11 protein-coding genes are annotated in these 16,206 nt (G+C 56.7%); 2 read left to right on the forward strand and 9 right to left on the reverse strand.

Features of this window, described 5'->3' with window-relative positions; genetic code table 11:
* Positions 1–124: 124 nt before the first annotated feature.
* Positions 125–667, reverse strand: a complete 543-nt coding sequence (locus AC3A6M_RS02160) for a hypothetical protein (RefSeq protein ID WP_487851092.1) — start codon at positions 665–667, stop codon at positions 125–127.
* 17 nt (positions 668–684) lie between these two features.
* Entirely contained in the window at positions 685–1,920 is a 1,236-nt protein-coding gene (locus tag AC3A6M_RS02165; RefSeq protein WP_487851093.1) for a site-specific integrase, read from the reverse strand.
* Positions 1,921–2,844: 924 nt separating this feature from the next.
* On the opposite strand from AC3A6M_RS02165, the gene AC3A6M_RS02170 reads away from it, so the two are divergent.
* Entirely contained in the window at positions 2,845–3,852 is a 1,008-nt protein-coding gene (locus tag AC3A6M_RS02170; protein ID WP_487851094.1) for a ParM/StbA family protein, read from the forward strand.
* Between the two features lie 14 nt (positions 3,853–3,866).
* The gene (locus tag AC3A6M_RS02175; RefSeq protein ID WP_487851095.1) at positions 3,867–4,310 is read left to right on the forward strand and encodes a hypothetical protein; all 444 of its coding nucleotides are present in this window, start codon (positions 3,867–3,869) and stop codon (positions 4,308–4,310) included.
* A gap of 15 nt (positions 4,311–4,325) precedes the next feature.
* Here the strand turns inward: AC3A6M_RS02175 and AC3A6M_RS02180 are convergent, their stop codons facing one another.
* The 7 genes from AC3A6M_RS02180 to AC3A6M_RS02210 form a co-directional block, all read right to left on the reverse strand.
* Positions 4,326–5,846, reverse strand: coding sequence for a hypothetical protein (locus tag AC3A6M_RS02180; protein WP_487851096.1), 1,521 nt, complete (start codon positions 5,844–5,846; stop codon positions 4,326–4,328).
* 25 nt (positions 5,847–5,871) lie between these two features.
* A complete protein-coding gene (locus AC3A6M_RS02185; RefSeq protein ID WP_487851097.1) occupies positions 5,872–8,865 on the reverse strand; it encodes a type I restriction endonuclease subunit R in 2,994 nt (997 codons plus the stop codon).
* A 2-nt stretch (positions 8,866–8,867) separates the two neighbouring features.
* On the reverse strand, positions 8,868–10,046 hold the full coding sequence (locus AC3A6M_RS02190) for a restriction endonuclease subunit S (protein ID WP_487851098.1): 1,179 nt from the start codon (positions 10,044–10,046) through the stop codon (positions 8,868–8,870).
* A gap of 293 nt (positions 10,047–10,339) precedes the next feature.
* On the reverse strand, positions 10,340–12,235 hold the full coding sequence (locus AC3A6M_RS02195) for an ATP-binding protein (protein ID WP_487851099.1): 1,896 nt from the start codon (positions 12,233–12,235) through the stop codon (positions 10,340–10,342).
* Positions 12,228–13,742: a type I restriction-modification system subunit M gene (locus tag AC3A6M_RS02200; protein WP_487851100.1), complete on the reverse strand. Its 1,515-nt coding sequence runs from the start codon at positions 13,740–13,742 to the stop codon at positions 12,228–12,230. The genes AC3A6M_RS02195 and AC3A6M_RS02200 overlap by 8 nt, the downstream gene beginning before the upstream one ends.
* Positions 13,739–14,128, reverse strand: a complete 390-nt coding sequence (locus tag AC3A6M_RS02205; protein ID WP_487851101.1) for a hypothetical protein — start codon at positions 14,126–14,128, stop codon at positions 13,739–13,741. The genes AC3A6M_RS02200 and AC3A6M_RS02205 overlap by 4 nt, the downstream gene beginning before the upstream one ends.
* Positions 14,116–15,612, reverse strand: coding sequence for a type I restriction-modification system subunit M (locus AC3A6M_RS02210; RefSeq protein WP_487851102.1), 1,497 nt, complete (start codon positions 15,610–15,612; stop codon positions 14,116–14,118). The genes AC3A6M_RS02205 and AC3A6M_RS02210 overlap by 13 nt, the downstream gene beginning before the upstream one ends.
* Positions 15,613–16,206 lie beyond the last annotated feature (594 nt).

Genomic DNA, 16,206 nt, shown 5'->3' on the forward strand with positions numbered 1-16,206 from the left:
TAAATAGGACACGCGGCCGTCCAATTCCTACTGTCGCAGGCCAGGGTATGGTTCCGGCCTCATGAAAGCCGGCCTGCGTGTCAAGTCATCAGGAGCGTTACCAGCAGGCCGAATATCCAGGTATCTATCCGATTTGTCTGGTCTTATAGAACGAAAGCGAAGTCGGATCCCCGCCCAAATAAGACCGGTCTGCAACAAGTTCCTCGAGCGATTCCGCATTCGAAACACGTGCCTTGCACTCCGCGATGATCCTCATCCCTTCGATGAGCAGCTCGGGCCAAACCACCGGCATAAAAATTTCGCCCAGCCAAGATCTGAGCGAAGAGATCTGGCGCTCGCCCTCTGCCCTGAAACAAATGACTGACATAGGGAAAACAATACCGTCATCGTTTGGAGCATATGTGTGATGCCGAATCGGATGGCAATCGTACAGCCAATTGAACAGGCGTACGATGCACTCATGGCTTGAGAGCGCCAAAACCACACCGCGCGCCGCAAACTCAAAATCTGCGCCCCGCAGCCTTTCATTCCCCTTCATTCCTTCATAAATAGATTCATTCAACAGTCCCCCAGGAACAGGATACGAATCCATGCGCACTGCGGGGCATCGTTCTTCAAAATGCCTGAAGGCCGCATGGTCGACAGCCGATTTTTTATTACAGTCCAATCTGTTTCTCCTCTGGTTTACAACGAAAAATTGTTTAGCAGGGCCTCTGCCGAGGCGCGCAAAACGAGCGGAATCTCATGCTCTGGAGTCATCCACTCCACGCCATTGCGGCGAGAGTTCTTTGCCCATAGCATGTGAATTTGTTCTTCAGACAGGGCCAGGCCAAAAGAGGCCATCGTGTTCCGAATTGATTGGCAGTCGCTCACCCGTCCCATGGGAACCGCTGGCAATCCGACAATATCAAGAAGTCGCAGCGCTTTCTGAATCGTTTCAAGACCATGGTCGTCCGCCACGTCGCGTCCATCAGCCTTGAACGAACCAATGTAGGCAGTGGTCACGGAGGGACGGTTATGTCCCAACGCTTGGGCCACCTTCACCTTCAGGACACCCAGATCCGCACGATCGAGTTGCCCCGCGTCGTCGCCCATCGTAGGCGGCATCATTCCAAGCAAGAGCGCATGGTTCTCGGCAAACTGCGCGCGCAACCCGTGTCCGGTCACGCCGGCGTCGGCTTTGGTGAAGCCAAACGAGGTCATCAAATTCTCGTAGCGGCGAATGTTCTGTTCCAGGCTGGCCGCCCCGCCTGCCCGGGTGTATTCCCACCCAAGGGGTTTGTTCTTTGGTACACGAGCTTTGACGTAATCCAAGAGCTCGCGCTGGGCGGTCGACGCGATGGGAATGTTTCGCCAACGGCCGCCCTTCCCCATGCCCGGGAAGACCTGCAGGTATTGGCCAAAGTCCTGGGCGTGTGGATTGCATTTCAGGACCTCTTCGCGCCGCAGTCCAAAGCCCAGCTCGAGGCGCAACATCAGCCCGAGGCACGGTTCACGCTCGTCGACTTCGCGAAACTTCGCTACCAGGTCAATGCCGTTCCCGGACCAGGACTTCGTGGCTTGCGCAGCTGAACGTACCTTCAGCAGTTTCGGATCCACGTCCGGCAAATACTTATGGACAGAGCCGACCATGCCGGGCTTGCCGAGCATGGCGCAGAACACGCGCAACCGCGACAAATCGTTCTGAATGGTTTTCGGTTTCTTGTGCTGGCAATACCACCAATGCTTGACGAGCACCTGGATATGGCGTTCCCCCAGGTTCCTGGGATCTTGAATCTTGTAACCGAGCTCGTGCAGCAACCGTATCGCTGCATACACAACCTCTTTCGTGAGCGTCTGGGTCCGTTCGGACGCCGGCTTGCCGTTGACCCGATAGAGACCGGCCGACTTCATCACGTCGTTCACTTTCTGCTGCCACATATATCTCTCACAAAAATCATCGATACCTCTTATCGCCACAGGCGGAAGCGCGACATGCTGAGCTGGCGGGGGTAAGGCTCCCGTCTTAAATAAACCGGTTTCGCGTCAGTGGGCCTTACTGCCAACCACTGATGCGCCGAACCCTCGCGGTAATCGGTCTCTCTTCCGGGGAGGAGAACTGAACGTTGAAGCGGTTTCTCGCTGCGCATTCCCGGAGCTAGCCCGGGCCGTGAGGATGCGCGCCTCCAGTTGTGGGGAGACCAGTGGGAGCTGGCGTGATGTTCATAGGTGCCGTGCCAAGAAGCACATGCGGCCTAAGGGGTAACTAACCCAATCACGATGGTTGCAGTTGCGATGTGGAAGAAGCGCGCTCGAGAGCGAAGAGCGGCTGTGGGGATGGTTGGATAGGCGGCCGACGGCACTAACAGCTCAGCTAGGGAATTCGATCTGTGATCGAGTTTTCCCTGCCGTTGCGCTAGAACACCGATGGCGGCACGCTTTCAGGATCACTCTGTACCTGTCTGTGTAGTCTCGCGACGAGACTTCAGCCAAGTAAGAGCTGATTTTTAGATTGAGATGGGTGCCCGCTATCGAGAGCAATAGCGAGGCTGTGCCAAAAAGCTGGCTTTGCAAAAAGCTGTTCTCTCTCATGAGACAGAACAACTACTAGGAACGGGGACATTGCCGGAGACCGACGCACAAATCTTACCTTTGCGCAACTACCGTGTCAAGAGAAGCATTTGCCGGCGAGTCGACTGACTTCCGCACGCGCTGATAGGTAGTGACGGCGCAATTTTGAACCTGATTTTCCGACACGGACGAATTTCAGGTTCCGATGGCAGCTCGGTGTCGCAAACCTGAACCTGACTTGCGCACACGAACTTCTCCGTTACCTTTGAATCTTTAACCTACCTGGAGTCATCAGTGGAAAACCTCTCGATCGCAATTGACGGCGGCCATTCAATGTTCAAAGTACGTGCCGCCTCGCTGGCCTCGCCCGACAAGCGCCTCTCATTCGAGATTCCGACCGTCGTGATGCCGGCCATTGCGCTGACGAACGAGCAGACCCGACAAAAAGCCGAGCTCGAGACTGTCGAGTTGGACGGCCGTCGATACTTCTTCGGCGAGACCGCCCTACGGCAAGGCCGCTCCGAAGTCTATACGGGGCAAAACGCGGACTGGATCGAGAGTCCGCAGCACGATGCACTGGTACTGGGGGCATGGCGGAAGGCCATGCAGGCATTCGGCAATCCTCCCGCCCGGGTTCATCTGGTGATGGGCTTGCCGGCGAAATTCGTTGGGCCGCAGCGCGATGCGCTTCGCAGCCGCATCGCGGCCTTGCTCACGCCGCGGCTCCTGCCTGGCCAAACACTTAGGGTGATGGTCCAAAGCCAGGCGGACGCGCCGCTGCAGTGGCTCTCGATCCAAAGTAACGGTAACCCGCATCCGCAGCGAGACCTCGACAACGAGGCTTGGGGCGTAATCGAGATCGGCCACTACACGACCGACTTTGCCCTGTCCGATCGGGGCGCAATGATGGAGTACGCGGCCGTTTCATGCGCTGGCATGCACCTGGTCTACGACGGCATGTCCAGCGCACTGGCGCAGGCCAAGCTGCCGACGTCGCTCGACGTTGTAGAGGCAGCGGTGCGGAGCGGTGGCATTAAGCACTTCGGAGAGCGGGTCGACGTGTCTCACCTGCTGCGGCAAGCGAAAGCCGGCTTTGAAGCAGTGGTGATGGATGAGGCCAACAGGGTGTTTGGCCAGAAGGCCGCTGTACTGGACGGGATCATCGTTGGTGGTGGTGGCGCCGAGCTGCTCCTCGACGGGCTGCGACAGCGGTATCCCAATGCTGTTTCCAGCGACGAACCACGGATGATGGTGGCGGAAGGCTTCTGCCGTCTCGGCTTGCTGTCCCTGCTTCAGTCCTGATGCCGGAGGCTCCCATGGCAGGACAAATGGAAAAGCCGCCAAAAATCGGCACCGAGATTACGGTTCGGATCAGCCTGACTTTTCAAGAGGCGCCGGACGTTCACACGCTGTTGGCGATGACACCGGTGCGCGAACGTGGAAAACTCGTGCGCTTGGCACTTGAGCGGTACATCGCGAAGACGGGCCATCCAGCCGGTAACGTCGAACAGCAAATCCAAGCTATTTCGACTTGGCTGAGGTCTCGAGCTACGATCACAGAACCGACTGTGGTCGCTGCCAACCAACTCGAAGAGATTCGTACTATCGATACGGGAGGTGCTCACCAGTTTCACGACGTCCAAGCCCCCTCGCCGGCGCGAAGTGATCCTGCACCCGCAGGAGTGACTGTGCGTAGTGACGCTGTTCCTGAAGAGGTAGACATGTCCTCGTCATCCATTAAGCGGTGGCTCCAAGCCTAAGCATTCCTGGCCCGCTCAGCGGTTTTTCTTGGCTACCTTGCGGGCCTCACGCTCCATCCGACGACGTTCTGCACGGCTCCTAGACTGTGGGTAGCGCTCAGGGCCGAAATTGAACGGTATCGGAAATTCCTTTGCCGCGTCTTTGTAGAGCATAAACTGCGTTTTCGGGCGAAGAATTTCCAGCTCGTCGGCCATTTCCCTCCACCCCTTCTTCTCTTCGTCACTCATCGGCAGTGAATGATCGACGTAGATGAACTCGAAAGAACTTTCTCCTTCTGAGAACGGCTCAGCGGAGACGCCAATGGCCTCCTGCAAGGTCGGCATGGTTCCTTTGATGGCATTGCAGTACGTCGTCAGGTAGTGCATACGGCTCTTTCTGTACTCCTCGTAAGACATGTCCGCATGCCGCTTCGCCGCTAAAAACACAAACGCTAGCGTCGGCGGGGAGCCGATCATGTGAATACGAGTAAACACCCCACGTGGCTCGTCCCGCGAGAGGACGTAGTGCAGGTCCGCACCACACTGTCGTCTCTGCAGCCGGTTCTGCTGGGCCATCGCACGAACGATGCGCTCATGTTCAACCCGGTCCGGCGATTGGTCCGACAGCGTTATCGCCGTGCCGGCGCGAATGAAATTGCTGTGGTGCTCAATGATCGAGTCCCATAGGTAGCTGACCTTATCGGCCTCCCGCTTCGCCGCACGTTGCGCGCTCTTTGAGTAGGTTTCCCAGTCGCCCTCCGGAAACCTGACGTGGGTCACGTCTTCCGGGATTTCGGGCAAGGCGTGCTGGCCGTCTCTCATCGTCGCCATGTAACGAGCAAGTATTTCTTCCTCACCAGGAATCAAAACGGACACGCCAGGCTTCGAGATGAAAGCCTCTTTGCACGCAAGGTAGGCCACAAGGTCCGGAACAGTGTCGAGTTCCTCAAGAAGCAAGTCGACTGTCATCTCGTCCAGAACATGTACGAACCGTCCGGACTCCAAGGGAAAACCGATGTGAAAAGGCGATTCGTAGTGCTTTTTCTCTCGAATATCGCTGCTGAGAATGACGCTGCCAGAACTCCCTCCTCCGAAGAACTGCCGGGCAGCCGAGTGCGCGCCACGTGTTACTGCGATCAGGAAATAGCGCGCGACGGCGGCTTCTGGTAGCGGCACAGGCAACGGGGTTTGGCATTGCTTTTCGAGGAATATGCGTTTCGGAAATGCCTTTGCGAACTTCTCTGCGCCAGCCAACTGGTTCGCCGATTTCTCTATCGCTCGCTTATACCAGCGTGGCCACGCCACTTTCACATCTGTACGGGAATGGTATTCGCAGTCTTTGTCCGAGAATAGAAGTACGTCATTGCCAAAGACGACCAGCAGATCGCACAGCTCCTTGCCGTCGCCCTTTCCATTGGATCGACCTTCGTCAGTGAAAACGTTCGAGTAACTCCAGAGGCTCAGGAACGCCTTCTTGGCTAGGCGCGTCAGGGCCCTCTCAGAATCGGTAGTGCCCTCGGCAGCTGAAGCCTTTTCCCAGGGAGTCTTCTCGTCCATCGATACTATTTATTGAAATATGTTCCTAGTAATACTGCCGAATGTAGCTGTAGGCCTTCTCGAACAACTCCTCGTCCGCGTGCAGCTTGTACTTGAACAGCGCTTTGCGTAACGCCTTCTTCACCTCGCGCTCGCCGGCTTGTGTCCCCTGCCAGCCAGGGAAACGGACCAAGCGCACGATTTCGTCGATGTCCGCAACCACTCGCTCAACGATAATGGGCGTCTCGGCGGTCTTGACCTCATTGAACAGCTCGGTCAACGCCGCCTTGCCGCGATCCTCGTCCTCTTCAGGTGGAATCTCCTTCTCTGCCTGCACGGTTTCCTTGGCGATCTCTAGCAGCTGCTTCAGGAACTCCACACTGTTGATTTGCCCGGACTCGAAGCGGTCCTTCAGGGCGTCGAGCCGTTCCGACAGATTTTTGAACTTGAGGTTGCCGCTATGACCGCGAAGCCTGCGCTGAAGCTTTATCTCGATTTCCTTGGCTTTCTTCGGATCGGGGGTGGAAAGCACTGCTTCCAGCAGATCGGCGTCCAGCACCAGGGTGTCGAGGTCGTCGCGCACCGCATCCACGTGCACGTGCTGATGGATCAGTTCAATCGTCTTGGCCCCAAGCGAATGCCAGATCAATTTGCCATGGCCGCTGGAAGGCTGGACAGACTGATACACCTGCGACAGCCATTTATAATCTTTCTCGAAGGGCCCGAGGACTGTGTCCGGTGACAGCGCCTCCCAAATCTTGTTGAGTACGCTGTATTCGGCAGCAAAGTTATCTCGCACCTCGTTGTTGGGCAGGCACTGTTGTGCGGCAATCAGTCCCTCATAACCCTGCACGGTGCGATCACAGCCGGTAAAGAATGCCAAGCACTTTTGCATAGCCTCAGGCAGCTTATCCTTCAACTCCTGAATATTACTAACCACCTGCTTGACGCTCTTGTCATCAAACTCCAACGCAGCCGCCACATCGTCGAAGATGCCGAGATAGTCCACGATCAGTCCGTGAGTCTTTTGCTCGGAGTAGGTGCGGTTCACTCGGCAGATGGCCTGCAGCAGTGTATGGTCACGCAGCGGCTTGTCCAGATACATCGCCTGCAGGATGGGGGCGTCAAAACCGGTCAGCAGCTTGGCGGTAACGATGATCAGCTTCAGTGGGTCAGCTGGGTCGCGGAAGCGATCCAGTAGTCGTTCTTCCTCATCTCTTGACCGGTCATAGGCCGCGTACTCCGGATGTTCCTTCTTGTCGGTTGCTTGCACGGACATAACAATGTCCGAAGCTTCGGGAGGCAGCAGTTTGTCGAGTTCAGCCTTAAACAGCAGGCACGATTCTCGATCAAAAGTGACGATCTGGCCCTTGAAACCGTTCGGCTCCACCTTAGTCTGGAAGTGTTGAACGATATCCTCGCATACCTTACGAATGCGTTCTGGCGTCTTCACGAGCACCGCCATCTTGGCGGCTGTCTTGGCAAGGTTGTCTTTGTCCAGGTCCGATAGGTCGCCCGTCAACTCTTTATAGGCCTCATCGAGAGCTGCCTTGTCGATATGCAGGTCGATCAGTCGGGGCTCGAAGTGCAACCTCAGCGTTGCGCCGTCGCGGATCGACTCTTCGAAGCCATAACGGCTCATGTAGCCCTTCTCATCCTCCTCCGCGCCGAAGGCGTAGAAGGTGTTCCGATCAGCACGGTTGATCGGCGTGCCAGTCAGACCGAACAGGAATGCATTGGGCAGGGCTTCACGCATCTTGCGGCCCAAATCACCTTCCTGGGTGCGGTGGGCTTCATCGACCAAAGCGATGATATTGCTGCGGTCGTTCAGGCTGCCTGTGGCTTCGCCGAATTTGAAGATCGTCGTGATGATGATCTTGCGTACATCCTGGGCCAGCAACTGCTGCAGCTTCTCGCTGCTGTCGGCCTTTTCCAGGTTGGGAATATCCGCCCCGGTGAAGGTGCCCGTGATCTGGCTATCGAGATCGATCCGATCCACTACGATGAGCACCGTGGGATTCTTTAGCCCAGCGTGCATACGCAGCTTCTGAGCAGCGAATACCATCAGCAGTGACTTGCCCGAACCCTGGAAATGCCAGATCAGCCCTTTTCGTGGATAACCCGCCAACACTCGCTCGACAATCTTATTGGCTGCCTCGAACTGCTGGTAGCGACAAATGATCTTGATGCGACGCTTCTTCTTGTCAGTGGCAAAAAGGGTGAAGCTGCCGAGGATGTCGAGCACTACAGCGGGGCGTAGCATGCTCTCGGCGGACAACTTGAGCGACTTCAGGGAGTGATGCTGACCATCGGCGCCATCGGAGTCAAGATGCCAAGGTCCCCAATCCTTGACCGGCAAACCGATGGAACCGAAGCGGTAAGCCTTACCCTCGGTGGCCACAGAGAACACGTTGCAGACAAAAAGCTCCGGCACGAATTTCTCGTAATCATCGTGCACCTGTACCGCGCCATCGACCCAGCTGATGCACTTCTTGACCGGCGTCTTGGCCTCAATCAGCACCAACGGCAGGCCGTTGACCAACAACACCAGATCGGCACGGCGCTCGGTGGGACCGGCGCGGTAGGTATACTGCTGAGTGACGATGTACTGGTTCTGCGACAAGTCATCGAAGTCGATCAGCCGCACCGAGACATGTTCATTGTTGGGGCCGAAGGGCATGGACCGCTCGCCGCGCATCCAGGCGGTCATTTCCTCGTTGGCACGTATCAGGCCATCCGACCGCACCGACAGTACGATGGCGCGCAGCTTGTAGAGCACTTCATTAGAGCGGTCGGGCTGGGCTGCAATCTCGGGGTTCAGGCGAATCAAGGCATCGCGCAACCAAGGCTCGACCAACAGTTCATGAATCTGACGCGGCACCTCAGCCGGGGAGGCGTAGCGCCAGCCGATGCCTTTGGGACTGGTGCCGTAGATGGCTTGTGGTTCTTGAACGGTGTTTGGCGGAAGAGACTTAATGGGGCCGGCGAGCAGGTCGCGAATGTAGGCCTCGACGGTGTTGGATTCCGTAAATACACTCATCCCTACTCCCTTCCAAATATCTCAGCGCTCAGCCGCTTCGAGACATTAGCATGCTGTTCTCGTCTGTCGGAAATTTCTTTCAGGCTTCGCCGAGCCTCTTTCAGCTCATCCGCAATCGACTTCTGAGTAGCAAGAGGGGGAATTGGAATCGGCATTTCTCGAACAACGGTCGAATTTAGAGTATTTAGTCCACTCGTACTTTTGCCCCGACCACGAAAATAAGCCCGCCCGGCTGGAGAGTTGACGTACTCAAGAACGTAATAAGGATCAACTTCTGGCCGGCAACGAATCCGAATTAGGTGGTTTTGATGAAGGCAGATCGGAAGTTGATTTTCCCAAATCGACGCCCTACCCAATTCAGCGATATCAGCATGCCCCTCGACAACAAGGATGTCATCCCTTTGAAGGATGCATCCATCATCCTTGCTATCCACGCCAACGTCTTTAACCTCAGACAGGTCAATGTGAAAACGCTGTACGTTTGCCACTCGAAGATACGGCGATTGCTTCTCAAGTGTCCGGCGTTTGGCATTGATGGTCAGTCCATATTGCACTTCAGCGATATCGCCAATAACTTTTGCTTTATTTTTTTCGTCCACCCGCCCAGAAAACAATTCATCAGTTCTGGAGAGTAAAAGCGTCTCTAGTGCAGCTTCAGATGCTTGGTAGGCATCAGCGCATTCGCGAGCAGCCGCTAAGACTTGAACAAACTCGCGTTGCTCTTTCAATGAAGGCAACACAAACTCCTGCACCGCTAGCGTTTTCCAGTTGATTGTAGGCGACAGAGAGCCCACAGAGATTTCCACCGCCCGATTCATGAACACGTCGCTCTGTATGAAAAAGGGAAGAAACTCAGGAAGCACGACATCTGGTTTGGCGCGCAGCACCATCGCATGAGCCGAGCAAATGCCATCGAAATCGGCAACACCGAGTTTGCGCTGGTAGGCGCGACGGCGACCGAAAATGATGTCGCCCTTCTTAAACATCAGCTTGGTGGCTTCCACGTCATTCGGCGTGCCCCAACGGCGAATTTTGAGCGATTCAGCATCGAGGTGCTCAAGACCAACGTAGTGCTCCATTCCCGATTCGGAAGGGTTGTCGATGCGGACATTGATATTCGTTGCTATCTGATCGAAGCGCCATATCTTCCAGCCCGGCTTCAAACTCTTGTTATCAAACACGCTCGATGTTCTCCATAATCAGTCCATTCTATTCAGTGTTTCCAGGAGTGCATTCATCTGCTAGAAAGCGGGGCACTACCGACTAACACCTGCCCCGGCTAAACATGTTATGAACGTAATGCCGTCGGCAGCATTGCTTCAGTTGCGGATGCGCAAACCGTCTGGTTCGAGGCGTTCCGCATCGACATAGCGTTCAATGCCATCCACCAACGGATCCTAGCTGCGGGCTCTCGAAAGGCATACCACGTCGCCGAACTTTACTTGGCGCCAGTCGGGTTTCAAGATCTTTTCACTCATGACTGTTCTTCCGTGTCCACTGGGGCCACATAGGCTTGGTGCGGGTGCTTCGCGCTTTCTGGGTAGCGGAAGCGCAGTTGTCCGTGGCGCACCATGGGAGTCAGGTGCTTGTTGCGCAGGTAGTCACGGTCCTTACTTAGTAACGTTGAAAGTTGCTCCACCGTCAACGGGGCCCAAGCGCACAGGCGCACGATGACGTGACGCAGGGCATCTGCGCTGGCTCGGTCCTTCAAGGTTGCAAGCAAGGTTGCAAGTTCGGGCGGCAAGGTTGCAAGCTCTGGGTTGCAAGCTTCCACTTCAGCCCCAAAGGAGGAGACTACCTCTGGCTCAGTCGTTGGAACGCACGGTGAGGGCGCAGTCTCCATATCCAACGGCAACTGTGCGTGGGGCGCGGGGGGGGCGGTTTCGGGGTGAGCCAGCACGTAATAGGTTCGGCTACCCGAGCCCTCCTTGTCCAGCAGACCACGGTCGCGCAGGCGGCGCAGTACCTGGCTGGCTGCCAGCGTATCCAGGCCGCAGAAGTCACGACAAGCACTGTTGTCCACTGCCCCGGTCTCTCGAGCGTACATCAGCACCTTGGCTTCGTCGCCATTCACTGTCCCGCCTGTAAAGGCGCGCAGCCAGGCGTGGTCATCTTCGGTCAGCAGGTTGTGCAAGAAGAGCGTGAGTTTGAACTCGTTGGCCGGTCGATCGGAATGGAATTCGGGGGCCGTGAGCCCCGCCTCGGCGGCTAGGCGGCGCATCGCGCGGATGCCAGTGCCCTTCGCTTCGGCCAAGTGCAGGTCGTGCAGCACCGCAGCAATGACGGGGTTGCGCAGGCGTGAGCCTGGGGCTCCCAGTTGTTCGGTGGCCTTGAGCGAATAGCCCACGTTGCGCACCTCGATGCGGTTGCTGAAGCGAATAATCTGCGTGGGGCTATGCACAGTGTAACTGCGGTGCATGGCCGCATTGGCCAAGGCCTCGCGGATGACTTTGCGCGGAAGGATAGGCTCCTGCACGCTGTGCAACTGGCCTTCGGGCAGACGGAAGCCCTTGGGCAGCTCGTCGATAATGCTGGCTTCGGCTTGCGGCAGCGCCAGCAGCAGGGGCTTGCGGATGTCTATGGACTGGAAGCGGTTCTCCGGGTCTTCCACCCACTCATTGCCCGGCACGCGGATGTAATCGATGCGAACCATCGGCAACAGCCGCCGCAGAGCCAGGGGTTTGCCGAACAAGACAATTCCGGCCAGCGTGGGTTGCAAGGCGCCGTCAATACGGCGCACAGCCCCCAAGGCTTCGAGCATGTCCTCATCGCCGTAGGCGAGTTCTTCAGCTTGCGGGTTGATGCGAGCCCGATCGCGGCGGTAGGCAGCAATGGCGGCAGGATCGAAGTCATCCAGCCGCGCATCGGGCAGCAAGCTGGCATCAGGGCCATGGCTTGGCTGACTTTCGCCACGTAGCACCCAGAGGTCCTCGTCCACGCAATGCTGGTCGGTACTGCCGATGCGGCGGTAAGCCCCTCGGGGCAAGCCGGTGGCCTTCAGATAAACCGGCTTGTGGGTGACATCGGCCTCGGCCACATAGACCACCAGTACGATGTGGCCGTCCACGGTCTCCAGTTGCATTTCAGGCCGCAGCGTGACACTGAGCATGCTGGCGCACTGCGAGGATAAGTCACGCTGCACCTTGTCCGGATCGGGCAGCCCCGCGGCACGATAGACGGTATCGCCTTTGTCGTTGATGGACCAGTCCACACCGAGCAGCAGATAGCCCCCACCGAGCCCCGGCTCGTTGGCAAAGGCAATGACGGTCTGCATGACCGATTTGCCCAGCTCACTCGCCCGCTTAGCCTCGATACGAGTGGACTCGTCCACCGCGTTAAGCTCTTCCAGCAAATCTGCTGCACTACGCATGGGAAGCCTCTGGTTCGATCAGGCCGTCCAGAGCTTCGGCCAAGGTATCCATCTGCTGCCAAAACGCACGGCCGTCCGACTGCCACTGGTCCCAAGCGGAACGTAGTGTAATGACCTGACCATCTGCATGCGTGTCGGGTGCTGCGGCCACGCGCTTCACATACAGCGGGATGGAGAGGTTGCCCGTGTTTGCGGCAATCTCGGCCAGCGTGACCACCTTAGCAAAACCGATCTCATCAGCAAACGCCTTATAGGCCGACAGGATGCGCTGCTGGTGTTCGGGCTTGAGGAAGCTCTGCGCACGTTCTCGGGTCACTTCGTTCACTGCGTCGATGAAGATCACCTTGTCTTTGCGCGCAGGGGCCTTCTTGCGGTTACAGATAACGATGCACGACTCCATCGGGGAGTTGTAGAACAGGTTGGGGCCCAAACCGATGACGGCTTCCACCCAGTCCTGTTCGACCATCTTTGCGCGCATGGTCTGCTCTTCATTGCGGAACAACACGCCATGTGGCCAGAGCACCGCACAGCGGCCCTTGGCGGTAAGGCTGGTCAGGATGTGCTGCTGGAACGCATAATCAGCACGACCCTGCGGCGGCGTTCCCAACGAGTTGCGGCCCCACTTGTCACTACTCCAAGCCTCTCGGTTCCACTGCTTGATGGAGTACGGCGGATTGGCCAGGATCACATCAAACTGGCGCAGACGGTCGCCTTCGATGTGCTTAGGTTCAGCCAGAGTGTCACCCCGGATGATCTCGAAGTCCTCCACACCATGCAGAAACAGGTTCATGCGGGCGATGGACGAGGTGATGAGGTTGCGCTCCTGGCCGTAAAGCTTGAGCGTGCGGTATTCGCCGCCGGAGCGCTTCACTTCGTCCAGCGCCGAAATCAGCATGCCGCCGGTGCCGCATGTGGGGTCGTAGATCGACTCGCCCGCTTGGGGTGCCAGGAGTTGCGTCATCAGGTGGACAACGGTACGGTTGGTGTAGAACTCGGCGGCCGTATGGCCGGAGTCGTCCGCGAACTTCTTGATCAAGTATTCGTAGGCGTTGCCCAGCTCGTCTTCGGGGATGTTGGCCACCGACAGAATTTGGGTCGAGAAATGCTCGATCAGATTCTTCAGCGTTTCATCGGGCAGACGCTCGCGGTTGGTCCAGGGGGCATCACCGAAAATGCCATCGAGCGAATCCAAGTTGGCCGTCTCAATGGCACGCATGGCCTTTTGAATCGCTGCACCCACGTTCTTCGGTGTCTGCCGCACATCGTTCCAATGCGCGCCAGCGGGGATCTGGAAGCGGTGATTCTCAGCGAACTGTGCGTACGAAAGGTCGCCACTGGAATTGGCCAATGCCGCTTGGTACTCCTCGTCCCATACATCCGACACACGCTTGTAGAACAGCAGCGGGAAGATAAACTGCTTGTAGTCTCCCGCGTCGATCAGGCCGCGCAGCAGCACGGCGGCACCCCACAGGTAGCTTTCCAGCTCTTGTTGGCTGATGCGACTCATAACTCTTCCCCCGCCAGCCACGCATCAACGGAAACAAAGATGTTCTGCTCTCGCACCCTAATCACATGATTCCATGTGCTGCCGACGAGCGCGAAAACTATCAAAGCACTTCCTCCGTCAATGAAATCTTCGTCAAGCACATAATGAGCCTTCAAGTTATACGAGCTAAAAAACCCAACGGACGAGTTGAACGCTATATCCTGAAGTTCCTTACGCTTTGGCTCGCATAGACATTCTTCAACGGATAGCCAACGCGCATTGCCCAACGCCACGTGCCTAACAAATCCGCCCTCGTCATTCGAGCTACAAATCTTTGCAAGAAATGTGGTCAATCGCTCCATGCAATCAGGTGACGCTTCCGCATGACTGTTAATCATTTCAGCCATCCCCCTTCGGCCATAACCCGCGCAAGCGTTTCTTCGGCCTCGCGGCAGCGGATGAGCGCATCCTTGAACGCCGCAATAGCGTCGGGCAACGGCGGAATATCTTCTTGCGGTGGCGGCAGGACGTAGCGCGAAATGTTCAGCGTCCAGTCCTCGGCCTTGATCTCATCAAGGCTGACCACGCGAACCGCATCCTGCACGTCGGTAAAGCCGCGATACCAGCTTAGGATTTCCGCAGCGTGCTCGGACTCCAGATAGTTTTGCGCACGCCCTCGTCGGAACAGCCGTGACGCATCGGCAATGAGCACCTTCCTCTTGAACTCGGCCGACTTCCGCTTGCGCAGCACCAGGATGCACGCGGCAAGCCCTGTGCCGTAGAACAGATTCGGCGCTAGACCGATGACGGCCTCGACCAGATCCATTTCCAGCAGTTTCTGGCGAATATTACCTTCTACCCCTTTGCGGAACAGGGCACCTTGGGGCAGTACCACAGCCATTCGGCCAGTAACATCGGCCATCGACTTGACCATGTGCTGCACCCATGCGAAGTCACCACTGGACGATGGTGGTAGGCCAGCAAAGTTGCGCCCAAAGGGATCGTTCAACCACAGGTCCTCGCCCCACTTTTCTAACGAGAATGGCGGATTGGCGAGCACGCAGTCAAATGTTGCCAGCCGGTCGCCCTCGAAGAACGCTGGGTTGCGGAGCGTGTCACCGCGTACCACCTGGAAGTCCTCTATGCCGTGAAGGAACAAGTTCATCCGCGCGATGGATGAAGTGGTGAGGTTCTTTTCCTGACCGTACAGCTTTCCCCACAAGCGTTTCACATCACCGTGCATCTCTTTGACGTGCTGCACGGCAGCCAACAGCATGCCCCCTGTACCGCAGGCTGGGTCATAGATGGTTTCGGCTTCCTTGGGATCGAGCATGTCGATCATCAACCGCACGACACTGCGTGGGGTATAGAACTCTCCTGCCTTCTTATTGGTAGCGTCAGCGAACTTCTTGATCAGGTACTCGTAGGCATCCCCAAGCAAGTCTGAATTGATATTCTTGTTGCCAAACGGCAGCTTTGAAAAGTGCTCGATCAGGTCCTTAAGTAAGGCATCCGACAGCCGCTCCTTGTTCGACCACTGAGCATCGCCGAACACACCATACAGGGTATCCGGGTTCGTTTTCTCAATCTCACGCATGGCCCGCTGCAGTGCTGCGCCGACATTGCTAGCCTTGGTGCGAACATCGTTCCAGTGACAGTCCTCGGGGATCTGAAAGCGGTGTGACTCCGGAAACCAAGCCAGTTGCTCGTCGCCAGTCTCGTCGACGATGTCTTGGTATTCCTCGTCCCAGACATCGCAGATGCGCTTGAAAAACAGCAACGGGAAGATGTAGGTCTTGAAGTCAGCCGCATCTACCGGGCCGCGCAGGATGTTGGCGGACTCCCATAGATGGCCTTCGAGCTGGCCCAATGTAATTTCGTGATCATTCATTTAACAAACTCGTTTACAACTTTTTCGACATACAGCACTGTCGTACTTGCCCACCGTAGTGTTCGGTTATCTTCAATCATGTATTGTTGGTGGCTGAAATTTCACTTCAGCATCATATCTCAGCCTGCGCAGCCGTAGTGGAAATGACGTCTGCCGCGAAGTCCCAAGGTCACAGCAAGCACGGAAAAGCCGACTTGCGGCACAAGATTGCCATCTTACAATCTGGCCACTATCAACTTCAAAACGAGTTCTATGCCCAACGATTTGACCGATATGAGCGACGGCGCCTTGACGACTGGTTGCGCAACATAGGCAACGACGCCCCAGAAGACGGCCTGAATGACGAGCGTTTAGTGTCGCTTGTAGGTACAACGCTCCGAGAAACTACGCCCCAGGCTCGAGCACATGCCTTGGTTGACTTGGCAAATTTTTGCTACGCGATGGCCGACAAGACGCTAGGGGCACGAGCGCCCGCAGATAAATGCCTAAAGATAGTGGTAACTGTCGGCCAACGCCAATAACCCGCCGCCACTAACGGGCAAACGGAGCATCACCCGCAGCCGAGCCTTAGGACGGCAGGATGTACAGTTGAGA

It is taken from the genome of Telluria sp. Soil_C_11 (assembly GCF_057657395.1).

Excerpts from the sequence above, each read along its gene's own strand:
- AC3A6M_RS02195 (WP_487851099.1), bottom strand. The coding sequence starts at position 12,235 with ATGCGTAGTGCAGCAGATTTGCTGGAAGAGCTTAACGCGGTGGACGAG.
- AC3A6M_RS02210 (WP_487851102.1), bottom strand. The coding sequence starts at position 15,612 with ATGAATGATCACGAAATTACATTGGGCCAGCTCGAAGGCCATCTATGG.
- AC3A6M_RS02165 (WP_487851093.1), bottom strand. The coding sequence starts at position 1,920 with ATGTGGCAGCAGAAAGTGAACGACGTGATGAAGTCGGCCGGTCTCTAT.
- AC3A6M_RS02205 (WP_487851101.1), bottom strand. The coding sequence starts at position 14,128 with ATGGCTGAAATGATTAACAGTCATGCGGAAGCGTCACCTGATTGCATG.
- AC3A6M_RS02185 (WP_487851097.1), bottom strand. The coding sequence starts at position 8,865 with ATGAGTGTATTTACGGAATCCAACACCGTCGAGGCCTACATTCGCGAC.
- AC3A6M_RS02180 (WP_487851096.1), bottom strand. The coding sequence starts at position 5,846 with ATGGACGAGAAGACTCCCTGGGAAAAGGCTTCAGCTGCCGAGGGCACT.
- AC3A6M_RS02175 (WP_487851095.1), top strand. The coding sequence starts at position 3,867 with ATGGCAGGACAAATGGAAAAGCCGCCAAAAATCGGCACCGAGATTACG.
- AC3A6M_RS02200 (WP_487851100.1), bottom strand. The coding sequence starts at position 13,742 with ATGAGTCGCATCAGCCAACAAGAGCTGGAAAGCTACCTGTGGGGTGCC.